Source organism: Afipia carboxidovorans OM5, assembly GCF_000218565.1.
Classification (GTDB): Bacteria; Pseudomonadota; Alphaproteobacteria; order Rhizobiales; family Xanthobacteraceae; genus Afipia; species Afipia carboxidovorans.
Genome location: NC_015684.1, coordinates 2,411,535 through 2,432,532, shown reverse-complemented (window position 1 = coordinate 2,432,532; position 20,998 = coordinate 2,411,535). Strand labels below are relative to the sequence as shown.

The window sequence follows — 20,998 nt, the reverse complement described above, 5'->3', positions numbered from 1 at the left end:
TCCGTGCAGCTTGCGGCGCAGCCGGAGCAGCGCCATATTGTGCCCGATAATCGGCGCGGCGTTGCCGCTGCCACCGCGACATCGAGGCTGATCGAAGCCGGGACTGATCGAAGCAAGGCCATGCCGCAGAAGCTTTCTACCGCCATGACTGGATGGGACGAGACGGGGAGGGACGGGGAGAGCGTCCGTCGCGCCGCCGCAACCGTGCGAATGTCGAAGAACGACGATCGCCCGGACGGGACGTCCGGCCCCGGCACCTCCGTCATCACCAGAACGAAGCCGCGCGCCAAGCGGCCGAGTCTTTATCGCGTGCTGATCCTCAACGACGACTACACGCCGATGGAGTTCGTCGTTCATGTTCTAGAGAAATTCTTCCAGAAGGATGTTGAAGCAGCAACCAAGATCATGTTGCATGTTCATCATCATGGGATCGGCGAGTGCGGTGTTTTCACCTACGAGATTGCCGAGACCAAAGTGACGCAGGTGATGGATTTTGCGCGTAAGCATCAACACCCTTTGCAATGCGTGATGGAAAAGAAGTAGCCTGTTGGCAAGGAGTGATTTGCAAGAGCGGACGCCGGAAATTGTTTTGGTGGGGAACCTCATGCCAGGCAGTAGCGTTCGCTTCGGGATACACTAGATAGCCTCTCAGACGTCGAGCGCATTCGGCACCATTCAGAAGAATTCCGAAACACATCATGCGAGACGACGAAGGAAACAACTGAGGGATACTCGAACGGCCAGAATGGCGGGGGCCACAAAGGAAGCGAATGCCGACTTTTTCTCAGAGCCTTGAACAATCCCTGCATCGCGCGCTCGCGATTGCAAATGAACGCCACCATCAATACGCGACGCTTGAACACCTCCTGCTTTCGCTGATTGACGACACGGATGCTGCGGCCGTGATGCGCGCCTGCAGCGTGGATCTCGACAAGCTGCGCGGCAGCCTCGTCGGCTATCTCGAAACCGAATTTGAAAACCTGATCGGCGACGGTGTCGATGACGCCAAGCCGACAGCCGGATTCCAGCGCGTGGTGCAGCGCGCGGTGATCCATGTGCAGTCGTCCGGTCGCGAGGAAGTGACCGGCGCCAACGTGCTGATCGCAATCTTTGCGGAGCGCGAGAGTCATGCCGCCTATTTCCTGCAGGAGCAGGACATGACGCGCTATGACGCGGTCAATTACATCAGCCATGGGATTGCCAAGCGTCCTGGCGTCTCCGAGGCGCGGCCGGTGCGCGGCGTCGACGACGACACCGACACCAAGGGCGGCGAGGATTCCAAGAAGAAGGGGGAGGCGCTCGAGACCTATTGCGTCAACCTCAACAAGAAGGCGCGCGACGGCAAGATCGATCCGGTGATCGGCCGCAACGCCGAGATCAACCGTGCGATCCAGGTGCTGTGCCGCCGCCAGAAGAACAATCCGCTGTTCGTCGGCGAAGCGGGCGTCGGCAAGACTGCGATCGCGGAAGGGCTCGCCAAGCGCATCGTCGATAGCGAGGTGCCGGAGGTGCTTGCCGCCGCAACCGTGTTCTCGCTCGACATGGGCACGCTGCTTGCGGGCACGCGCTATCGTGGCGACTTCGAGGAACGGCTGAAGCAGGTCATCAAGGAGCTGGAAGCGCACCCCAACGCGATCCTGTTCATCGACGAGATCCACACCGTGATCGGTGCTGGCGCGACGTCGGGCGGGGCGATGGATGCCTCGAACCTGTTGAAGCCGGCGCTCGCCTCGGGCGGCATCCGCTGCATGGGCTCGACCACCTACAAGGAATACCGCCAGCACTTCGAGAAGGACCGCGCGCTGGTGCGTCGCTTCCAGAAGATCGACGTCAACGAGCCGTCGGTTGAGGATGCGATCGGTATCCTCAAGGGGCTCAAGCCTTACTTCGAGGATTACCACAAGCTGAAGTACACCAACGACGCGATCGAGGCGGCGGTGAACCTCTCCGCGCGCTACATCCACGACCGCAAGCTGCCGGACAAGGCGATCGACGTGATCGACGAATCCGGTGCGGCGCAGATGCTGGTGCCCGAAGGCAAGCGCAAGAAGACTATCGGCATCAAGGAAATCGAGACGACCATCGCGACGATGGCGCGGATTCCGCCGAAGAGCGTGTCGAAGGACGATGTCGAGGTGCTCAAGCATCTCGAGGCGACCTTGAAGCGCACGGTGTTCGGTCAGGACAAGGCGATCGAAGCGCTGTCGGCGTCGATCAAGCTCGCGCGTGCGGGTTTGCGCGAACCGGAGAAGCCGATCGGCTGCTACCTGTTCTCAGGACCGACCGGCGTCGGCAAGACCGAAGTGGCCAAGCAACTCGCGGCCTCGCTCGGCGTCGAACTCCTGCGCTTCGACATGTCGGAGTACATGGAGCGGCATACGGTGTCCCGCCTGATCGGTGCGCCTCCGGGCTATGTCGGATTCGACCAGGGTGGCTTGCTCACCGATGGCGTCGACCAGCATCCGCATTGTGTGGTGCTCCTCGACGAGATCGAGAAGGCGCATCCCGACCTTTACAACGTGCTTCTGCAGATCATGGATCACGGCAAGCTCACCGACCATAACGGCAAGCAGGTGAACTTCCGCAACATCATCCTGATCATGACCACCAACGCCGGTGCGGCGGATATGGCGAAGGCGGCGTTCGGCTTTACCCGAAACAAGCGTGAGGGTGAGGACCACGAGGCGATCAACCGGCAGTTCGCGCCGGAATTCCGCAACCGCCTCGATGCCATCGTGTCCTTCGCGCATCTCGATGCCGATGTAATCGGCATGGTGGTGGAGAAGTTCGTGATGCAGCTCGAAGCGCAGCTTGGCGACCGCAACGTCACTATCGAGCTGTCCGAGCCCGCCAAGGCATGGCTGGTGAAGGAAGGCTACGACGAGCAGATGGGTGCGCGGCCGATGGCCCGCGTGATTCAGGAGCACATCAAGAAGCCGCTCGCCGATGAGGTTCTGTTCGGCAAGCTCAAAGGTGGCGGCCATGTCCGTGTCGTTCTGGTGAAGGACGAGGCGGCAGGCGAGGGCAAGGAGAAGATCGGCTTCGAGTTCCTCGATGGCCCGATTACGCCGAAGCCCGAAAAGCTGCCGGGCGCGCGCAAGCGCAAGCCCAAGGCTGCGAACAAGGCGACGAAGGAGCCCGCCAAGGCCTAGTCAAAGGCGCAAGCTTCTTCGCAGACAATCATCAAAGCCCGGCGCACGATCGCCGGGCTTTTTGTTGAGTTATCCTTTCTCACCTCTCCCCGCTGGGGAGAGGTCGCGAACATAGTGAGCGGGTGAGGGGGCCTAAAAAAACAATTTGAGGCACCGTATGCTCCGCTGCCGCCCCGCCTCTTACCTCCCCCCTAGGAGAGGTGTGGCTCAAATACATGCGGGTTATTGATTCCTCTTACGTTCCGAAGCGTCGGATGATGCGCGCAAGATCGTCGAACATCTCGACCAGAATGCCGGATGCCGTTCTTGATACGATGACGGCGGCGAGCACGGCGAGGAGCAGCACAATGAAGTATTGCGACAGCATGATCGCGACGAATGGCCGGAGTATGCGGCCGATGAACGGCAGAAGCCCGCGGCGGCGATGAGGCTCCGGGTGGAGTGGAAATACGTCGGCGTCGTGCGCCCGGTCTGCGCCGGAGAGCACAATCATTGTGGTCTCTTCGGAGGGCTCTGGAGCAGACTCGCCGGGGGACATGTCCTCTGGCCCGGTCGGCTCGGATGCGACCATGGCGTCGTTGGGACGTTCTTCCATGGCACCGGTTTAGGTGAGATCGGGAAGTGAAGCCAAGCGGTAACGGACAAAGGCGTCATTTAAGGTAAATGCGCGGGCGGATCGGAGCATATTCAAAGGGATGGGCTGTCGCGGCGGTGCTTGTCGCGCTGGCCTCGTTCGCTCACGCGCAAACGCCGCCAGAGGGCGAGGTGAAAGCGAGCGAGGCAAGGCGGGTGGAGGATAATGCCGCCACCGGCGAATCCATGTGCCTGATGATCGAATCTGCGGCGAAGGCGAACGGCCTGCCGCTCGAATTCTTCGCGCGCGTGATCTGGCAGGAGAGCCGGTTTCAACCGGACGCCGTCGGCCCGGTGACGCGGAATGGTCAGCGTGCGCAAGGCGTCGCGCAGTTCATGCCGGGCACGGCGAGCGAGCGGCGGCTGCTCGATCCGTTCGATCCGGTGCAGGCGCTGCCGAAGGCGGCCGAATTCCTCGCAGAGCTGCGCCAGCAGTTCGGCAATCTCGGGCTTGCGGCCGCCGCCTACAATGCCGGGCCACGCCGCGTGCGCGAATGGCAGGCGGGCACGGGGCCGATGCCGGGCGAGACGCGTGCCTATGTTCAGGCGATCACAGGGTTGAGCGTTGACGATTGGGCGAAGGAGGGGATGGGCGATGGCGAATGGAAGAAGAAACCATCCGGCTGCCGCGAGTTGATGGCATTGCTGCGTCAGGCGCCGAACCAGTTCGTCGCCAAGCTCGAGGAGCATGTGCGGCTTGGCGCGGCGAGCCCGTGGGGCGTGCAACTCGCCGCCGGATTCTCGCGTGACAAGGCGCTTGAGATGTATGCGCGTGCGATGAAGCGGCTGAGCGGTACGATCGGCGAGCACGATCCCGACCTGTTACGCACCACATTCCGCAGCCGCGGCACGCGCGCATTCTATCAGGTGCGGATCGGCGCCGAGACGCGACAGGCGGCGAACGATCTGTGTACGAAGATTCACAAGGCCGGGCAGGCCTGCATGGTGCTACGAAATTCCGGCAAACGTTAACGCCGTTAGCTGGACTTGCGGAATGGGCCGGCCTCGGTCAGTTCGCGGCCGACCGCTTCGACATAATCGCGCTCGCGGGCGAGATAGTCGCGGACCGCGCGCCGCAGGCTCGGGTTGACAATATAATGCGCGGAGCGCGTCGTTTGCGGCAGGTAGCCGCGCGCGATCTTGTGCTCGCCCTGCGCACCGGCCTCGACGGATTTCAATTCGTGGCGGATCGCGTAATCGATTGCCTGATAATAACAGATCTCGAAATGCAGAAACGGATGATGCTCGATCGCGCCCCAGTGGCGGCCGTAGAGCGTATCGGAGCCCTTGAAGTTGATCGCGCCGGCGATCCATCGGCCTTCGCGCTTCGCCATGATCAGCACGACGTCGTCGGCCATGGTCTCGCCGATCAGTGAATAGAACGCGCGGTTAAGGTAGGGTCGCCCCCATTTGCGCGAGCCGGTCTCCATGTAGAAGGCGTAGAACGCATCCCATGCATCCTCGGTGATGGCCGCGCCACTCAGCGCGTGAATTTCGATGCAGTTGGCCACGGCCTCGCGACGTTCGCGCCGGATTGCCTTGCGGTGGCGTGAGGCGAGCGAGCCGAGGAAGTCCTCGAAGCTGCCGTAGTCCTGATTGGCCCAGTGATATTGCTGGTCGGTACGTTGCAGGAATCCGTGCGCAGCGAGCTGCTCCCATTCCTCACGTAGCGCGAATGTCACATGCACCGACGAGACGTCGAGCTGCTTGCACAGCGCGATCAGGCCGGCAATCAGCGCCTCGCGCGTTTGCGCCTGGTCGACATCACCACGCACCAGAAGGCGCGGGCCGGTCACCGGCGTGAATGGCACCGCGACCTGCAGCTTCGGGTAATATGAGCCACCTGCGTGCGCGAATGCCTCTGCCCAGCCATGGTCGAAGACGTATTCGCCCTGCGAGTGGCTTTTGAGATAGCAGGGCGCGACACCGACGACGCGCTCGCCTCGCCGCACCACGAGATGACGCGGCAGCCAGCCGGTGCGCGCAGTGGCGGAGCCGGACTCCTCCAGCGCTGCAAAGAAGGCGTGAGCGAGAAACGGATTGTACGGCGTGCCGGGCGGATGCGCGCAGGCGTTCCAGTCGTCCGCCGCAATCTGGCTGACGGAGGCCACGGCCTCGATCGTGATGTCGGGCGATATTGTCAATGGCAGGTAACCCGGCGAGCGGCGTGAAAAGAGAGTGGTCCGGCGCGCGGCTCGGTCTTTGTCTTAGATCGTGATTGTTGCTGGCGCTTCAAGGGCGTGCAATGGAGGGCACGAAACCCTCGAAAATGATCTGGTCGGCGTAACGTGCCGCGCGGGCACGCTGCTCCGCTGTCCGCACGGTCCAGGTAAGCAGTGCACAGCCGAACAGGTGCCGCGCGATCAGTGGCGCAGGGGCGGGCAACTCATCGATCCAGTAGGCGACGAAATGCGGGCGGGTGTGGAAGGCGTGACGCAGGCCGAGCATCCCGCGCACTTTCTCCGGCGGCAGCATCTGCCACTCTTCCTCACGATAGGTTCGTTCGGCGACGATGCCGCGCGTGATGTTCGGCAGATGATCGCGCACTGCGCACACCTGATCGGGGTCGAACGACATCAGCGCCAGCGGCCCCTGATAGTTGCGCACCACCTCCGCGATGCGGCGGACCAGGCGACGGTCGCCATCGAACCGGCTCTTGATCTCGACCACCAGCGGCACGCGCCCGGCAGTCATCTCGCAAAGCTCGGCGAGCGTCATCATCCGGTCGGAGGTAGTTTTGAAGCATACCTCTTTCAACTCCGCCGTCCGTAACGTGCGAATATCATCGTCGCACTCGGTGAGGCGGGCGAGGGTGTCGTCGTGGAACACCATCGCCTCGCCGTCTTCGGAGAGCTGCACGTCCGTCTCGATGGCAAAGCCACCCGCAATCGCGGCCACGAATGCGGAGGCCGTGCTCTCGACAATGCTTTTGGCGGGATCATGCAGCCCGCGATGCGCGACCGGGGCTGCCGTCAGCCAGCGCGGTGCGCGAAAGGGCATCATGCCACCTCGAACTGGCCTTCGACTTCGACCGCGCAATCGCCCGGCAACGCCGCGACACCGACGGTCGAGCGCGCATGGCGGCCCTTGTCGCCGAGTACCTCGACCATCAGGTCGGAGGCGCCGTTCATCACCTTCGGCCCTTCGGTGAAATCGGGCGCGGAGTTGATGAACCCGCCGAGCCGGATCACCCGCACCACGCGGTCAAGATCGCCCAGTGCAGCTTTGACCTGCGCGAGCAGGTTGATGGCGCAGGCGCGCGCAGCAGCCTGGCCTTCCTCGATGCTGACGTTCGCGCCAAGCTTGCCCTTGGCGACGAGCTTGCCGTTGCCGTCGAAGCAAACCTGTCCGGAGACGGTGAGAATGTTGCCGGTGCGCACGAACGGCACATAATTGGCAACCGGCGTGATGGGGGTAGGCAGCGTAACGCCGAGGCTTGCCAGTCTCCGTTCGATTTCTCCCGCCATATTCGGTCCTCCGTGATGATAGGCGTGATACAATTTATGCCCCAGTTGCGGCATAATCCCAGCGCCAATATCTCCCGATTTCCGGATTGGCAAGGAGAGACGATGAACGGCTCACACGCGGTATTGCGGATGTCCATGATAGTCGGCACTGTTGCGGGCTTTGTGTCGCAGGCTTACGCGCAGGCAGCCCCCGCCATGGGGCTGATGGCGCACGAGGCGAGCTACGAGCTCAGCCTTGCCAAGGCGCGCGGGAACGCCGCTGTGAGTTCGGCGAACGGTCGCATTCTCTACAAATTCGGCGGCAATGTCTGCGAAGGCTATTCGACCGATTTCCGTCAAGTCTCTCGGATCGAAGCCGGCGAGGACAGGGCGACGACGAGCGAGATGCGCTCTTCCAACTGGGAAGATGGGCAGGGCAAAAAGTACCGCTTCAATGTCGTCAACCAGACCAACGACGATGCGCCCGTTCTGGTGAACGGCACTGCCGAGCGCGGGTCGGATGGTACCATCACCGTGAAGCTGAAGCAGCCGCAGGCGAAGACCTTCACGCTCGACAAGGAGATTGTTTTCCCGACCGAGCAGACGCGGCGCATCATCGCCGCCGCGAAGGAAGGGCGCCGCTTTGTGGAGCTTGGCGTCTATGACGGCTCGGACAATGGCGAGAAGGTCTACAATACCTTCGTGGTGATCGGGCAGCCGGTTTCAGCGGGACGTGCAGCGGAATCGTCCGATGTTGCGACCGCCAACGACAAGCTGAAAGCGGTAACGCGCTGGCCGGTGACGGTGAGCTATTTCGACCGCGCGGCTAAACCCGGCAGCGGCGAGCAGACGCCAATCTATGGCATGTCGTTCGAGCTTTACGAGGACGGCATCTCGCGTGCGCTGGTGCTCGACTACAACGATTTCGTCATCAACGGTAAAATCGACAAGCTCGAAGTCAGCGACAGCAAGCCGTGCAAGTAATCTTGCGAGGATGCGCTCCCTCTCCCCGCTGGGGAGAGGTGAAGGGACGTTGCTGCGAGATCGATCATTGAATGGGCGAACCTGCACAGCAATGTCGGGGTTGTCACGAATCCTTCCGCCGCAGCGATGACGGGCTCGCGGGCCTCGGGGTATAGGCGATACCGCGCACCACTGCGTTGTCACCGAAGCGTTTGCGCACATCATCCATCGCGCGTTCGGCGTGAGCAGAGCGCGCGTTCAGAAAGTCCTCGTCGTCGCTGCCGCTGGCAGACCGCAGCGCACTGACGCCGACGCCGATCAGGCGGAACGCGGTGCCGTCCGTCTCGCGCGCCAGCATGTCGCGGGCGATGGCGAAGATCCGGTTAGCAAGCTGGGTCGGTGCGACGATTGACTGCGAGCGGGTCCGCTGGCGGAAGTCTGCGCTTTTCAGTTTGAGCGTAATGGTCGAGCCGGCAAGGTCGCCTGTCTTGAGGCGGCGCGAGACGGTCTCGCTCAAATCCCACAGGATGCGCTCCAGGGGCGTGAACTCGCGAAGGTCGTTCTCGAAGGTGGTTTCGCTGGAGATCATCTTGGCGCCGCGATCCGCCACCACCTTGCGGTCGTCGATGCCGCGGGCGAGCCGCCACAACCGGCGGCCCTCGCCGCCGAAGGCGCGGATCAGGTCGATCTCGTCGGCGCGCTGCAGATCGCCGATCAGGCGGAAACCGTGGTCGCGCAGTTTGTCCTGCATCGCAGGGCCAACGCCATGAATGAAGCCGACCGGCTTGTCCGTCATCAATGCCTGACCGTCGCTCGGGCTCAGCACCGCAAAGCCGCGCGGCTTGTCGAGGTCGGACGCCATCTTGGCGAGAAACTTGTTGGCGGAAAGCCCGACCGAGGCGGTGATGCCGATCTCGCGCTCGACCTGGTTTGCGAACCGCGCCAGCACCTTTGCCGGGATCATGCCGTGCAGCCGTTCGGTGCCGGACAGATCGAGAAATGCCTCATCGATTGAAATCGGCTCGACCAGCGGGGTTAGCGCCCGCATCGCCTGCCGTACCTCGCGGCCAACCTGAACATAGCGCGCCATGTCGGGGCGAATGACGATCGCGGACGGGCAGAGGTCGAGCGCCTTGTACATCGGCATCGCCGAGCGCACGCCGTAGGTGCGGGCGATGTAGCAGGCAGCGGCGACCACGCCGCGCTTGCCGCCGCCGATGATGACGGGTTTGTCGGCGATCTCGGGCCGGTCGTGCTTGGCGACGGTCGCGTAGAACGCATCGCAGTCGATATGGGCGAGGCTCAGTTCACCGAGCGCGGGGTGCCGCAACAGGCGCGGCGAACCACACGCCGTGCAGCGCATCGCCTGCGGCGCGGCATCGGTCAGGCAATCCCGGCAGAAACCGGGGGCGGGGTGAGGGGCCTCATCCATCGGGTCGTGCCCGTCTCAGCCATGAACGTTCCCGCCCAGCGCCTCGCATGCGGCGGCGATGGTGGGTGGGGGAAATTGCGAGAAATCTGAAAACGCCTTTACCGTTGCGTCGTCGCGAACGATGAAATCGAGCACGCCTGCGAGGAAGCGCGGATCGGTGGCGGCGGTACGCAGCGTCTGCGGGCCGATACCGCTCTCGGATAGGAATTGCCCCAATCGCTCGGGATCGCCGGCAAGAAAGGCGAGCGCGCGAATCGCCACGATTTCAGCGACTTCCGCGGAAGTCCGGCCGGGTTTTTCAGCCATTCCTATTTGCCTTTCCGTAACTTATGGCCACTAATTTCAACTATCATGCCCGAGTCATTCCGGCGTGGCGACGCCTAATCCAGGTGCCAGGCGGCGGAGCGAATCTCGAGCGGAACCGGGAGAAGTCGGGTGGCCAAAACTGTCCTGATCGTGGAGGACAACGAGCTTAACATGAAGCTCTTCCGCGATCTCCTGGAAGCCCATGGCTATCAGACGGTCGGCACCAGCAACGGCCGCGAGGCCTTGAGGCTGGCGCGCGAGCATCGCCCCGATCTCATTCTGATGGATATTCAGCTCCCCGAAGTTTCCGGTCTCGAAGTGACGCGATGGATCAAGGACGACGCCGAATTGCGGGCGACGCCCATCGTGGCCGTGACCGCGTTTGCCATGAAGGGCGATGAAGAGCGCATCCGCGAAGGCGGTTGCGAAGCTTACCTGTCGAAGCCGATCTCGGTCGGAAAATTTATTGAAACGGTCCGGCGGTTCGTCGGCTGAGGGGATTTTAGATGTCCGCGCGGGTTTTGGTTGTCGACGACGTGCCGGCGAACGTGAAGCTGCTGGAAGCGCGTCTGTCCGCGGAATACTTCGATGTCGTCACCGCGAGCTGCGGGCGGGAGGCGCTCGATATCTGTCGCCGCGCGGAGTGTGATATCGTTCTCCTCGATGTGATGATGCCGGATATCGATGGCTTCGAGGTCTGTCGGCAGCTCAAGTCCGATCCGCGCACGCATTTCATTCCGGTCGTAATGGTGACGGCGCTCGACAGCCCCGCCGACCGCGTTCGCGGCCTTGATGCCGGGGCGGACGATTTTCTCACCAAGCCGGTGTCCGACGTCGTGTTGATTGCGCGCGTGCGCTCGCTGACGCGGCTGAAGATGATGACCGACGAGTTGCGCATGCGTGCGCTCACCTCTTGCGAGATCGGCGTGCAGGCGCCCGAGCGCGAAGTGATTGCCGATGAGGGCAAGGGTGGAAGGATTCTGCTGGTTGAGGACCGGCCGTCGTCCTACGAGCGGCTTGCGCCGATCCTCGCCGAAGAGCACACGGTCGATGTCGAGCCCGATCCCGCGCAGGCGCTGTTTCATGCAGCCGATGGCAATTACGATCTGCTGATCGTCTCGCTCAACCTCGAGAATTACGACGGCCTGCGGCTTTGCAGCCAGGCTCGCTCGCTGGAGCGCACTCGCAATGTGCCGCTGCTCGCGCTGTCGAATGCCGACAACAATGTGCAGCTTCTGCGCGGGCTTGAAATCGGTGTGAACGATTATCTGCTGCGGCCGGTCGACAAGAACGAGTTGCTGGCGCGTGCCCGCACGCAGATCCGCCGTCGCCGTTATACGCACTACCTGCGTGACAGCGTGCAGAGCACGTTCGAAATGGCGATCACCGATCCGCTCACCGGTCTGCACAACCGCCGCTATCTCGAGGGCCATCTCGCGACGCTCGCAGAGCAGGCGGCTGTGCGTGGCAAGCCGTTGGCGCTGATGATTCTCGATATCGACTACTTCAAGTCGATCAACGACACCCATGGTCATGACGCGGGCGATGACGTGTTGCGGGAGTTCGCATCCCGTATCCGCAAATCGGTCCGCGGCATCGATCTTGCCGCGCGCTACGGCGGTGAGGAATTCGTGATCGTCATGCCGGAAACCGATCAGCATGTCGCGGGCATCATTGCCGAGCGGCTGCGTCGCGCGATCGCCAACGAGGCATTCCCGATCGAGAAGGGGGCCAAACAGATCGAAGTGACGATCTCGGTCGGCCTTGCGACGCTCGAGACGAAGCACGAGCCGGTGGGGGATGTGCTCAAGCGCGCCGATCAGGCGCTCTATCGTGCCAAGCACGATGGCCGCAATCGCGTCGTGTCCGCTGCCGCATAACGCGCGCTAGAGCGTTTTCAAAAACAGAAGCCCAAAAACAAAACGGAGCCGCAAGGCTCCGTCGTGGTCGTCCGTTGCGTGCGAAGTTTACTTGATCTTCGCCTCACGGAATTCGACGTGCTTCTTCGCGACCGGGTCGTACTTCTTCTTGACCAGCTTGTCGGTCATGGTGCGCGAATTCTTCTTGGCGACGTAATAGAAGCCGGTATCCGCGCTGGAGACGAGCTTGACCTTGATCGTGACCGCTTTGGCCATGTGCGAAAAACCTCAGGTGGCAGAGAATCTGAAGCGGGCCGGACGAGGCCGACCCGCGTTTCGGCGCAACCTATCGTCGAATGCTCCAAAGTCAAGGATTTCGGGCGGGTTGAGGGCCGGTTTTCCGTGCTGTTCCGGAAAATATCCGGATTTTCCAGTGGCTTACCTCTGTGGGAACAACGGTGACTTTTAACCGTGGCCAAAGCCCGCCGGGGTGAATTCCAGGTCGAGTTGCCGCCATTCCTTGTACTTGTCCGCCGGCAGCATCCCATAGGGCTGGCAGGCCTCCAGCGCGTGGATCGCGGCCTTCATAATAAGCGGCCCTTTGGGCGAGGCCTTGGCCTCCATCAGCGCGGGCGTCGCGGCTAACCGGCCGTCAGGCTTGAGGGCGACCCGCAGCACGATGCGGGCGTTATCGGTCGGCGCGACGCCTGCGGGCAGCTTCAGGCAGGATTTGAGATGCGCGCGGAATGCCGCGACGATGTCCTTCTTGAGATGGGCGGCTTCCTTCTCCTCGGTGAAGCCGCCGCCGGTGAGGAACGGATCGCCGTAGAGGTTCATCACGTCGGGCTCGACCACCGGCGCGCCGGACAAGGCGGTAACTTCGGCCGGTGAGGGCGCAGGCTCTGCCGGGGTGGGCGCGGGCGTGATGACTTGCAGAGGAGTCGGAGCTTCTTCGGGCTTCGGAGGCTCGGGTGTCTCTGTCGCTTGTGCGGATTCGGTCTCGGCTGGAGGCGTCGGATCAAGCTGCGGAAGGCTGAGGCCTTCCGGCGGAGCCTCGCTAGGCGGAACAAGCTCGACATCGATCGAAGGCGGCGGTGCGTGATCGTAAAGCTTCACGCCCGACCCCATGATAATCAAGCCGAGCAGCCCGAGGTGCACGAGGATGGACACGGCGCCGCCCGCGCGCCGTAACCAGCTCTGGCTTGTGGGTTGAGGCGTGGCCGGGGTCATGACGGCGGCAAATCTAACGTCCACCCGGATGCCCCGCTATCGGTTTCGCAATGCGTGCCGCCGCGTCACAGCGTGTCGCGCAGCTTCTCGCCATTGCGGAAGTGAAAGAACGGAACCTCGGCCCGGTGGGTGAGGGGCCCCTTGGCAAGCCGCGCCTCGAGTTCGCTCAGCACGCTTCGGGTCATGTGGTGCATGTCGGCAAGCGGCGAGGCGCCGAGCTCGAGCCAGATCAGTTCGACGAGTTCGGCATTGGCATTCACGACACCGCCGACGGAGTGTGCGATCGCCGACGCATCTGCGGTGAAGAAGCGCGTATCGAAGCGCCGGATCAGCCCTGGCGGCGTGATGGCGCGCGCGATCAGATAAAGTTGCGACGGATCGGGGAGCAGTCCTGCTTGCGCGAACGGCGTCCACTCGCCCTTCAGCGCCGCCATTTGTGACGGTGTGAGTGGCGACGACGGCTTGCGGCCAAGGCACAAACCGGTTTCCTCGCACGCCTCACGAATGGCGGTGACAGCAAGAGCGCGGGCGCGGGCAGGCGCCGTCTTCGGGCTGCCGGCGACAAGCTTCTCGGTGAGGGCAGAGGGCAGATCGGCTGCGAGCGGAATGCGATGGTCGGTCGACTCGACGCTGCCGCCGGGAAAGACGAGCTTGCCCGGCATGAACACGACCTTTTCGTGCCGCCGTCCCAGCAGCACCTTCGGCACCGAGCCGCTGCGATCCACCAGAATGAGCGTCGCGGAGTCCCGCGGCCGGCAATAGGGATGGTGAACGGAATTTGCAGCGGGAGCGTTCATGCGACGTGCGGCGTCAGATGTAGGGGTTCTTTGCGTCCGCAGCGCCTTCGTCGAAGCCGTGCATCCGCAGCGCCCATTGCAGGCCGACCACCGCGCCCTTGATCGGCTGCAGCAGCACAAGCGACATGATCAGCGTGAACGGCAGATAGATCGCAAGTTGCACTGGAATCGGTGGCGCGAAGTTGGTTTCGGTCCACAGGATCATTGGGACCACGAGGTGACCGACGACCACAATGACGAGATAGGCGGGCAGATCGTCGGCGCGATGATGACTGAACGTCTCGCCGCAGGCCGAGCAATGGTCGTGCGTTTTCAGGAAAGCACGGAACAGTTTGCCTTCGCCGCAGTTCGGGCAACGCCCGCGCGCGCCGCGAAGCATCGCAGTCCAGAGATCGCGCTTTTCCGGTTCCGCAGCGGCCGGTGTCCAGGTCGTCGGGCGTTGCGCGGTCGCGCTGTCCATTACTTGCCTCGTTTCGGTTTGCCCGGCTTGGCTTTGCCGCTCTTGCGCGCCTTGCCCTTCCGGCTTCGTTCCTTGGCCTTCGACGCGGACTTAAGCTTGCCGCGCCGCTTGTTGTCGGCATGGTTTCGCCCATTGAAAGCGCGCTTGCCGCGAGGGGCGGGAACCGCTTCGGACAGAAGCTCGAACCGCAGCGCGCCTGCAACCGGCGCTGCTTCTACCAGACGAACCTCGACGGCGTCACCCAGTCTGTGCATGGCACCGCTGCGTGTGCCGATCAGGGCATGGCGGGCTTCATCGAAGTGGAAGAATTCGCTGCCGAGCGAGCGCACGGGAATAAGGCCATCGGCGCCGGTATCGTTCAGCTTGACGAACAGACCCGCGCGCGTGACGCCCGAGATGCGCCCCTGAAACGTTGCGCCGACGCGGTCAGCGAGGAAATGTGCAATCAGGCGATCGGCTGTCTCGCGCTCCGCCTTCATCGCGCGGCGTTCGGTGAGCGAGATCGCGGCCGCAACTTCACCGAGTGTCTGCAGCGTCTCGTGCTCGGGCAGGGCGCCGTCGCCGAGGCCGAGCGCGCGGATTAATGCGCGATGCACGATCAGGTCCGCATATCGCCTGATAGGCGATGTGAAATGCGCATAACGATGCAGGTTGAGACCGAAATGGCCGTAGTTCTCGGAAGCGTATTCGGCCTGCGCCTGTGAGCGCAGCACAACTTCGTTGACGAGAGATTCGGTGTCGCGGCCTTTCACCTGCGCGAGGATGCGGTTGAACACCGCGGGCCGCAGCGCACCGGACTTGGTGAACGGCATGTCGAGCGTGCGCAGGAATTCATGAAGGTTGTGTACCTTCTCCTGCGAGGGCTGGTCGTGGACACGATAGATCAGCGGCAGCGCCTTCTTCTCCAGCGTCTCGGCGGCGGCGACGTTGGCGAGGATCATGAATTCCTCGATCAGGCGATGCGCATCGAGCCGCTCCGGTGTCACCACGCGGTCGACGTGGCCATCGACCTTCAGAAGAATCTTGCGTTCCGGTAACTCCAGTTCGAGCGGATCGCGCTCGTCGCGCGCGCGCTTCACAAGCCGGTAGGCAGCATAGAGCGGGGCGAGGATCGGTGCGAGCAGGGGGGCCGTCGTCTCGTCGGGGCGGCTGTCGATTGCAGCTTGCACCTGCGCGTAGGCCAACCGCGCGGCGGAGCGCATCAGGATACGATGGAAGCTGTGCGAGCGTTTGCGACCGTCCGCGCCGATCACGAGACGCACGGCAATGGAGCCGCGCGGCTCACCCGGCTTCAGCGAGCAGAGATCGTTGGAGATGCGCTCGGGCAGCATCGGCACGACGCGATCCGGAAAGTACACCGAGTTGCCACGCTTCAATGCCTCGCGGTCAAGCGCGGAATCCGGCCGCACATAGAATGCGACGTCGGCAATCGCAACGGTGACGATATAACCGCCCTTGTTGGCAGGATCGTCATCGGGAGTGGCATGCACCGCGTCGTCATGATCCTTGGCGTCGGGAGGGTCGATAGTGACGAGCGGCAGATCGCGCCAGTCCTCGCGGCCCTTCAGGCTTGCCTGCTTCGCGGCTTCCGCCTCAGTGACCGCGGCGCGGGGAAATTCCAGCGGAATCTCGTGGGCGTGAATCGCAATCAGGCTGATCGCCTTCTCGGTAGCGATCGAGCCGAGACGTTCGCGCACGCGTCCCGCCGGCAGACCATAGCCGCGTGAGCGGATCAGTTCGACGCCGATGAGGTCGCCGTCCTCGGCATTGCCGGTGTCGGCAGCGGCGATGGCAAGTTCGCGCCCGGCCTGCTTCTTGTCGATCGGAATCATCCGGCCGCCACCCTGCGGCTGCGAGCGGAAGATGCCGAGCAGGCGGTGGCGCGTCTTCTCGAGCACCTTGATGACGCGGCCGACATAAGGCGCAGCCTTCGCGCCACGCTCGCGCGTCTCCAGCCGCAGCAGCACGCGCTCGCCGATGCCGGCAACGGTGCCGGGCTTCGGTCGCCGCGGCGTATGGATTTCGATCACGGGGGCGGGGCCGTCGATATCCTCGGCCCATTCGGCTGGCACGGCGATCAGTTCGCCATCCGCATCCTGTTTAACGATGTCGGCAACAAGGGTCGGCGGCAGTGAACGCGCGTCCTGAATGCGGCGGCCTTTCTTGGCGATCACGCCGTCGTCGACGAGTTCGTGCAAGATCTTGCGCAGCGCCGCGCGGGAGTCGTTCTTGAGGCCGAAATGCCGCGCGAGTTCGCGCGTGTTGGCCTCGCCAGGATGCTCTCTGATGAACGCGACGATACTCTCCCTGTCGGGAAAATCATCGTTCGCGTCATGCTGCTTTTTCATTATCCGCGTGCTTTTCCGGCGCTCTTCTTCGCCGTGGGCTTGGCCTTCGCAGCCGTTTTGGCCGCAGGTTTCGCGGTGCTGGTGCGGGCCTTGGGCGCCGTGCGTGTGGCTGCCTTCTTGGCAGGTTTCGCGCCGCTCTCAGGCTCGCTGTCGGCTTTCTTTTTGGCGGTGGCCTTTTTCTTGGGCGCGGCTTTCTTCGCCGCGGCCTTCTTCGGCGCACGCTTGGCCTTGCCGCCCTTTGCGGCGCGAGCCTCGATCAGCGCGATCGCCTCTTCAAGGGTGATCTGGTCAGGCTCCTTGTCGTCGGGGATCGTGGCATTGATGCCGTCGATCGTGACGTACGCGCCGTAGCGGCCCTTCTTGAGCATGATCTTGCCGCCGCGCGCCGGATAGTCGCCGACTTCCTTGCCGGGGTCGGCACCGAAGCGGCGGCTCGGGCCCTTGGCGATCTTCTCGGCAATCAGCGTCACCGCGCGATTGAGACCGATCGTGTAGACGTCATCGCCAGCTTCGAGGCTCGCATAGGTCTTGCCGTGGCGCACGAACGGGCCGAAGCGGCCGATGCCCGCGGTGATGATCTCGCCATCCTCGGGGTGAGGACCCACATCGCGCGGCAGCGACAATAGCTTGATCGCGAGATCGAGCTCAACGTCGGCAGGCGACATGTTCTTCGGAATGCCCGCGCGCTTGGGCTTCTCGCCCTCAGCGTAATCATTGGGCTCGCCGAGTTGGATGTAGGGGCCAAACCGTCCGGCTTTCACCGCAACGTCGAGGTTGGTCTTCGGATCCTTGCCGAGCACACGGTCGCTTGTGCCGCTGGAAGCAGCGAGCGGACGAGTGTAGCGGCACTCGGGATAGTTCGAGCAGCCGACGAAGGCGCCGAACTTGCCGGCCTTGAGGTTGAGCCGACCGGTGCCGCAACTCGGGCACTGGCGCGGATCGCCGCCATCGGCGCGCGGCTCGTAGATGTGCTCACCGAGCATGGCGTCGAGCACGTCGAGAACTTCGCTGACCTTGACGTCCTTGATCTCGTCGACGGCGCCGATGAAATCGCGCCAGAAGTCCGAGAGCACGTTCTTCCAGGCGACTTCGTTGTTGGAAATCTTGTCGAGCTGCTCTTCGAGATCGGCGGTGAAATCGAACTCGACGTAGCGCGCAAAAAACTTCTGCAGGAACGCGACAACGACGCGGCCCTTGTCCTCGGCGGAGAGGCGTTTCTTCTCGAGCTTGACGTAGCCGCGATCCTTCAACACCTGCAGGATCGACGCGTAGGTCGAAGGCCGGCCGATGCCGAGCTCTTCCATGCGCTTGACGAGCGAGGCTTCGGAGTAGCGCGGCGGCGGCTCTGTGAAGTGCTGCGTCACCGCGAGGCTTTCGCGCTTCAGCGCCTCGCCCTCGCTCATCGCGGGCAGGCGGCGGCTTTCTTCGTCTTCCGGGTCGTCATCGCGGCCTTCCTGATAGACTGCAAGAAAGCCGTCGAACTTCACGACCTGACCGGAGGCGCGCAGTTCAAGCGTGCGCGCACCAGCCTTCGCGGTGATGTCGACGGTGGTGCGCTCGAGTTCAGCGGATTCCATCTGGCTCGCGATCGCGCGCATCCAGATCAATTCGTAGAGACGATACTGATCGTTATCGAGCCGCGCCTTCAGCTTGGCCGGGCGGCGCGAGACGTCGGTCGGGCGGATCGCTTCGTGCGCTTCCTGCGCGTTTTTCGCCTTGGAGGTGTACTGGCGCGGCGCGCTCGGCACGTAATTGCTGCCATACTCCTCGGCGATCACCTTGCGCAGCGCCGGAATGGCCTCGGGCGCGATCGAGACGCCGTCGGTTCGCATATAGGTGATGAGACCGGTGGTCTCGCCGCCGATGTCGATGCCCTCATAAAGGCGCTGGGCGATCCGCATGGTGTGCGAGGGCGCAAAGCCGAGCTTGCGGCTTGCTTCCTGCTGCAGCGTCGAAGTGGTGAAGGGCGCCTGCGGATTGCGCCGCGCGGGCTTCGCTTCCACCAGCGAGACGGTGAAGGCAGCCGTCTCCAGCGCCTTCTTGAAGTCTTCGGCTTCCGCGCCGGTGCCAATGTCGAGGCGCTGGATTTTCTTACCGTCGGCGCCGACGAGCCGCGCCTCGAAGGTGTCGTTGCGCGGCGTGGCGAGCGTCGCCACCAGCGACCAGTATTCACGGGCGACGAATTTCTCGATCTCGATCTCGCGGTCGCAGACGAGGCGGAGCGCCACCGACTGCACGCGGCCGGCCGAGCGCGCGCCCGGCAGCTTGCGCCACAGCACCGGGGATAGCGTGAAGCCGACGAGATAGTCGAGCGCGCGGCGGGCCATATAGGCATCGACCAGCGCGCCATCGATCTGGCGGGGGTTGTTCATCGCCTCGGTGACAGACTGCTTGGTGATGGCGTTGAAGACGACGCGCTCGACCTTCTGATCCTTCAGCGCGCGCTTCTGCTTCATCACCTCCAGAACATGCCAGGAGATCGCCTCGCCCTCGCGATCAGGGTCGGTTGCGAGGATCAGTTTGTCCGCGCCCTTGAGCGCCTTGGCGATATCGTTGAGCCGGCTCGCCGCCTTGGGGTCTGTCTCCCAGATCATCTGGAAATTGGCGTCCGGGTCGACCGATCCGTTCTTGGCCGGCAGGTCGCGGACATGGCCGTAGGAGGCCAGAACCTCGTAGGAGGAGCCCAGGTACTTATTGATCGTCTTGGCCTTCGCAGGCGACTCCACAATGACGAGATTCATTTGAATCCAATGAGTTAGGCTGAAAATAAGCCTCGGAATCACCGCGAAGGGCCGAGGCTTTCGGAGCGATACATGGGTAAACTGGGGGATGCTGTCAAATCAGGGCCAATTGAACAGCGAACGGGAATATCACTTAAAGTTGTATATTTTATTCAAATTAATCTAAAGTTGCGTAAATCGAGGATTACGCTATAAGAATATTATCCTGATTCCGAGCCAGGATAAGTGCAAATGTCATCTCGCCAAAACAAGCCCACCGAACCGGAGCCGGACAGGCAAAAGGAGGCGGATGGGGTCGAAGAAGCCGCGGGTTTTGTCGCCGAGACACTGCTCGATCTGGTCTCGATTTGCCGCCGGCATCGCCTCGATACACTCGGCTACCTCTTGAGCATGGCGCATATGGAGGCCGAGGACATCGCGCAGCATCCGAAGACCCCGCACTCCTGAGCGGATCTCGCAAAGTGATCGCCGCAATGAGGCTATCAGCGGTGCCGATTTAGCGGTCCCAGTTCAGCGACACCAACCCGGCGCCATGACGATCGAGCCGCCCGGCGAGTTCGAGTTCAAGAAGAACAGTGCGGACCACGGCAGGCGAGCTATCGGACAGCCGTACCAGATCGTCGATGCCGATCGGCGAGGGACCAAGCAGGCCGACGATGCGCGCGCGATCGCTGTCCTCCGGTTCGCGGCTTTCATCTCTCCCGCTGTCGTCTTCCTCGAAGGGCAACTCGATCGGCCGCGCCATGATCGGCGTGACGGCATTAATAATGTCTGCGGCGGATGTCGTGAGCGTCGCGCCCTGCTTGATGAGATCGTTGGTGCCGGCGGCGCGCGGGTCGAGTGGTGAGCCCGGCACGGCGAACACCTCGCGGCCCTGTTCGTTGGCGAAGCGTGCGGTGATGAGCGAGCCCGAGCGGTGCGCGGCCTCGACGATGAGAACGCCGAGCGCGGTTCCTGCAATCAGGCGGTTGCGGCGAGGGAAGTCACGGGCGCGCGGACTGTGCCCAAGCTGCATTTCCGAGATCGCGCCGCCGTTCGCGGCAAGGATGGCATCAAGCAAGCTCTCATGCTCGGGCGGATAGATCCGATCATGCCCGCCAGCGAGCACCGCGACCGTGCCGCCGGAAAGGCTTGCGCGATGGGCCGCCTGATCGATGCCGCGCGCGAGCCCCGAGGCAATGACGAATCCGGCCTCGCCAAGATCGTGTGCGATGGTCTGCGCGAATTTCAGTCCGGCACCGGAAGCATTGCGCGAGCCGACGATGCCGATCGTCGGGCGCATGTGAACGTCGGGCGCACCACGCACGCCAAGAATGGGCGGTGGATCGTCGATCAGCGCAAGACGCGGCGGATAGCCGTGTTCGCCCGGTGCGAGCAGCATCACGCCGATGCGGCGGCTCGCTGCGATTTCACGCTCCGCATCTTCAATCGAGCAGATCCGGCCTAGCCGGCTCGCACCGCCGCGTCGCGCGAGTTCGGGCAGCCGTTCAAGCGCCGCCCGTGCGCTGCCGTAATGATTGACGAGAGAACGGAAGGTACGGGGGCCGACATTGTCGCTGCGGATCAGCCGCAGCCAGTCGATGCGCTGCGCGTCCGTCAACCGCGTGGGTACCGGCGTCTGCCTCTCCACA

The 20,998-nt window shown here is 63.2% G+C and carries 20 protein-coding genes; 7 read left to right on the top strand and 13 right to left on the bottom strand.

The window, feature by feature from the left end:
- The first annotated feature begins 210 nt into the window (after positions 1-210).
- Both clpS and clpA read left to right on the top strand, forming a co-directional pair.
- Entirely contained in the window at positions 211-543 is a 333-nt protein-coding gene (gene clpS, locus OCA5_RS11265) for an ATP-dependent Clp protease adapter ClpS (RefSeq protein ID WP_041559644.1), read from the top strand.
- A 227-nt stretch (positions 544-770) separates the two neighbouring features.
- A complete protein-coding gene (clpA, locus tag OCA5_RS11260; protein WP_012562922.1) occupies positions 771-3,152 on the top strand; it encodes an ATP-dependent Clp protease ATP-binding subunit ClpA in 2,382 nt (793 codons plus the stop codon).
- A 235-nt stretch (positions 3,153-3,387) separates the two neighbouring features.
- On the opposite strand, the gene OCA5_RS11255 is transcribed toward clpA, so the two are convergent.
- Positions 3,388-3,645, bottom strand: a complete 258-nt coding sequence (locus OCA5_RS11255; protein ID WP_012562923.1) for a hypothetical protein — start codon at positions 3,643-3,645, stop codon at positions 3,388-3,390.
- Positions 3,646-3,815: 170 nt separating this feature from the next.
- On the opposite strand from OCA5_RS11255, the gene OCA5_RS11250 reads away from it, so the two are divergent.
- On the top strand, positions 3,816-4,757 hold the full coding sequence (locus OCA5_RS11250; RefSeq protein ID WP_012562924.1) for a lytic transglycosylase domain-containing protein: 942 nt from the start codon (positions 3,816-3,818) through the stop codon (positions 4,755-4,757).
- A 5-nt stretch (positions 4,758-4,762) separates the two neighbouring features.
- On the opposite strand, the gene OCA5_RS11245 is transcribed toward OCA5_RS11250, so the two are convergent.
- The 3 genes from OCA5_RS11245 to OCA5_RS11235 all read right to left on the bottom strand — a co-directional run bounded on the left by OCA5_RS11245 (position 4,763) and on the right by OCA5_RS11235 (position 7,252).
- A complete protein-coding gene (locus tag OCA5_RS11245) occupies positions 4,763-5,929 on the bottom strand; it encodes a GNAT family N-acetyltransferase (RefSeq protein WP_012562925.1) in 1,167 nt (388 codons plus the stop codon).
- An 88-nt stretch (positions 5,930-6,017) separates the two neighbouring features.
- Positions 6,018-6,785, bottom strand: coding sequence for a glycerophosphodiester phosphodiesterase family protein (locus OCA5_RS11240; protein ID WP_012562926.1), 768 nt, complete (start codon positions 6,783-6,785; stop codon positions 6,018-6,020).
- Positions 6,785-7,252 carry a RidA family protein gene (locus OCA5_RS11235; protein ID WP_012562927.1) on the bottom strand — a complete coding sequence of 156 codons (468 nt, stop codon included), beginning with the start codon at positions 7,250-7,252 and terminating at the stop codon, positions 6,785-6,787. Before OCA5_RS11235 ends, OCA5_RS11240 begins: the two co-directional genes overlap by 1 nt.
- Before the next feature lie 102 nt (positions 7,253-7,354).
- Between OCA5_RS11235 and OCA5_RS11230 the strand changes: the two genes are divergently transcribed.
- A complete protein-coding gene (locus tag OCA5_RS11230) occupies positions 7,355-8,215 on the top strand; it encodes a cell envelope integrity EipB family protein (RefSeq protein ID WP_012562928.1) in 861 nt (286 codons plus the stop codon).
- A gap of 103 nt (positions 8,216-8,318) precedes the next feature.
- Here OCA5_RS11230 and OCA5_RS11225 read toward each other — a convergent pair whose 3' ends face one another.
- Both OCA5_RS11225 and OCA5_RS11220 read right to left on the bottom strand, forming a co-directional pair.
- On the bottom strand, positions 8,319-9,626 hold the full coding sequence (locus OCA5_RS11225; RefSeq protein ID WP_012562929.1) for a DNA polymerase IV: 1,308 nt from the start codon (positions 9,624-9,626) through the stop codon (positions 8,319-8,321).
- Positions 9,627-9,641: 15 nt separating this feature from the next.
- On the bottom strand, positions 9,642-9,932 hold the full coding sequence (locus tag OCA5_RS11220; protein WP_012562930.1) for a DUF3572 domain-containing protein: 291 nt from the start codon (positions 9,930-9,932) through the stop codon (positions 9,642-9,644).
- 129 nt (positions 9,933-10,061) lie between these two features.
- Between OCA5_RS11220 and OCA5_RS11215 the strand changes: the two genes are divergently transcribed.
- Positions 10,062-10,427: a response regulator gene (locus OCA5_RS11215; RefSeq protein ID WP_012562931.1), complete on the top strand. Its 366-nt coding sequence runs from the start codon at positions 10,062-10,064 to the stop codon at positions 10,425-10,427.
- Positions 10,428-10,438: 11 nt separating this feature from the next.
- The gene (locus OCA5_RS11210; RefSeq protein WP_012562932.1) at positions 10,439-11,812 is read left to right on the top strand and encodes a PleD family two-component system response regulator; all 1,374 of its coding nucleotides are present in this window, start codon (positions 10,439-10,441) and stop codon (positions 11,810-11,812) included.
- An 87-nt stretch (positions 11,813-11,899) separates the two neighbouring features.
- Here the strand turns inward: OCA5_RS11210 and rpmG are convergent, their stop codons facing one another.
- From rpmG to topA, 6 genes are all read right to left on the bottom strand, one after another.
- The gene (gene rpmG / locus OCA5_RS11205) at positions 11,900-12,067 is read right to left on the bottom strand and encodes a 50S ribosomal protein L33 (protein WP_002712167.1); all 168 of its coding nucleotides are present in this window, start codon (positions 12,065-12,067) and stop codon (positions 11,900-11,902) included.
- A gap of 189 nt (positions 12,068-12,256) precedes the next feature.
- The gene (locus OCA5_RS11200; RefSeq protein ID WP_422836353.1) at positions 12,257-12,961 is read right to left on the bottom strand and encodes a hypothetical protein; all 705 of its coding nucleotides are present in this window, start codon (positions 12,959-12,961) and stop codon (positions 12,257-12,259) included.
- Positions 12,962-13,086: 125 nt separating this feature from the next.
- Complete coding sequence (locus OCA5_RS11195; RefSeq protein ID WP_012562934.1) at positions 13,087-13,818, bottom strand: NUDIX hydrolase; 732 nt, start codon at positions 13,816-13,818, stop codon at positions 13,087-13,089.
- A 13-nt stretch (positions 13,819-13,831) separates the two neighbouring features.
- Entirely contained in the window at positions 13,832-14,278 is a 447-nt protein-coding gene (locus OCA5_RS11190; RefSeq protein ID WP_012562935.1) for a DUF983 domain-containing protein, read from the bottom strand.
- Entirely contained in the window at positions 14,278-16,626 is a 2,349-nt protein-coding gene (rnr, locus tag OCA5_RS11185; RefSeq protein WP_012562936.1) for a ribonuclease R, read from the bottom strand. The genes OCA5_RS11190 and rnr overlap by 1 nt, the downstream gene beginning before the upstream one ends.
- Positions 16,626-19,367, bottom strand: a complete 2,742-nt coding sequence (gene topA / locus OCA5_RS11180) for a type I DNA topoisomerase (RefSeq protein ID WP_012562937.1) — start codon at positions 19,365-19,367, stop codon at positions 16,626-16,628. Before topA ends, rnr begins: the two co-directional genes overlap by 1 nt.
- A gap of 231 nt (positions 19,368-19,598) precedes the next feature.
- Between topA and OCA5_RS11175 the strand changes: the two genes are divergently transcribed.
- Positions 19,599-19,814, top strand: a complete 216-nt coding sequence (locus tag OCA5_RS11175; protein WP_012562938.1) for a hypothetical protein — start codon at positions 19,599-19,601, stop codon at positions 19,812-19,814.
- Between the two features lie 49 nt (positions 19,815-19,863).
- Here the strand turns inward: OCA5_RS11175 and dprA are convergent, their stop codons facing one another.
- The gene (gene dprA, locus OCA5_RS11170) at positions 19,864-20,997 is read right to left on the bottom strand and encodes a DNA-processing protein DprA (protein ID WP_012562939.1); all 1,134 of its coding nucleotides are present in this window, start codon (positions 20,995-20,997) and stop codon (positions 19,864-19,866) included.
- Position 20,998: the final 1 nt, after the last annotated feature.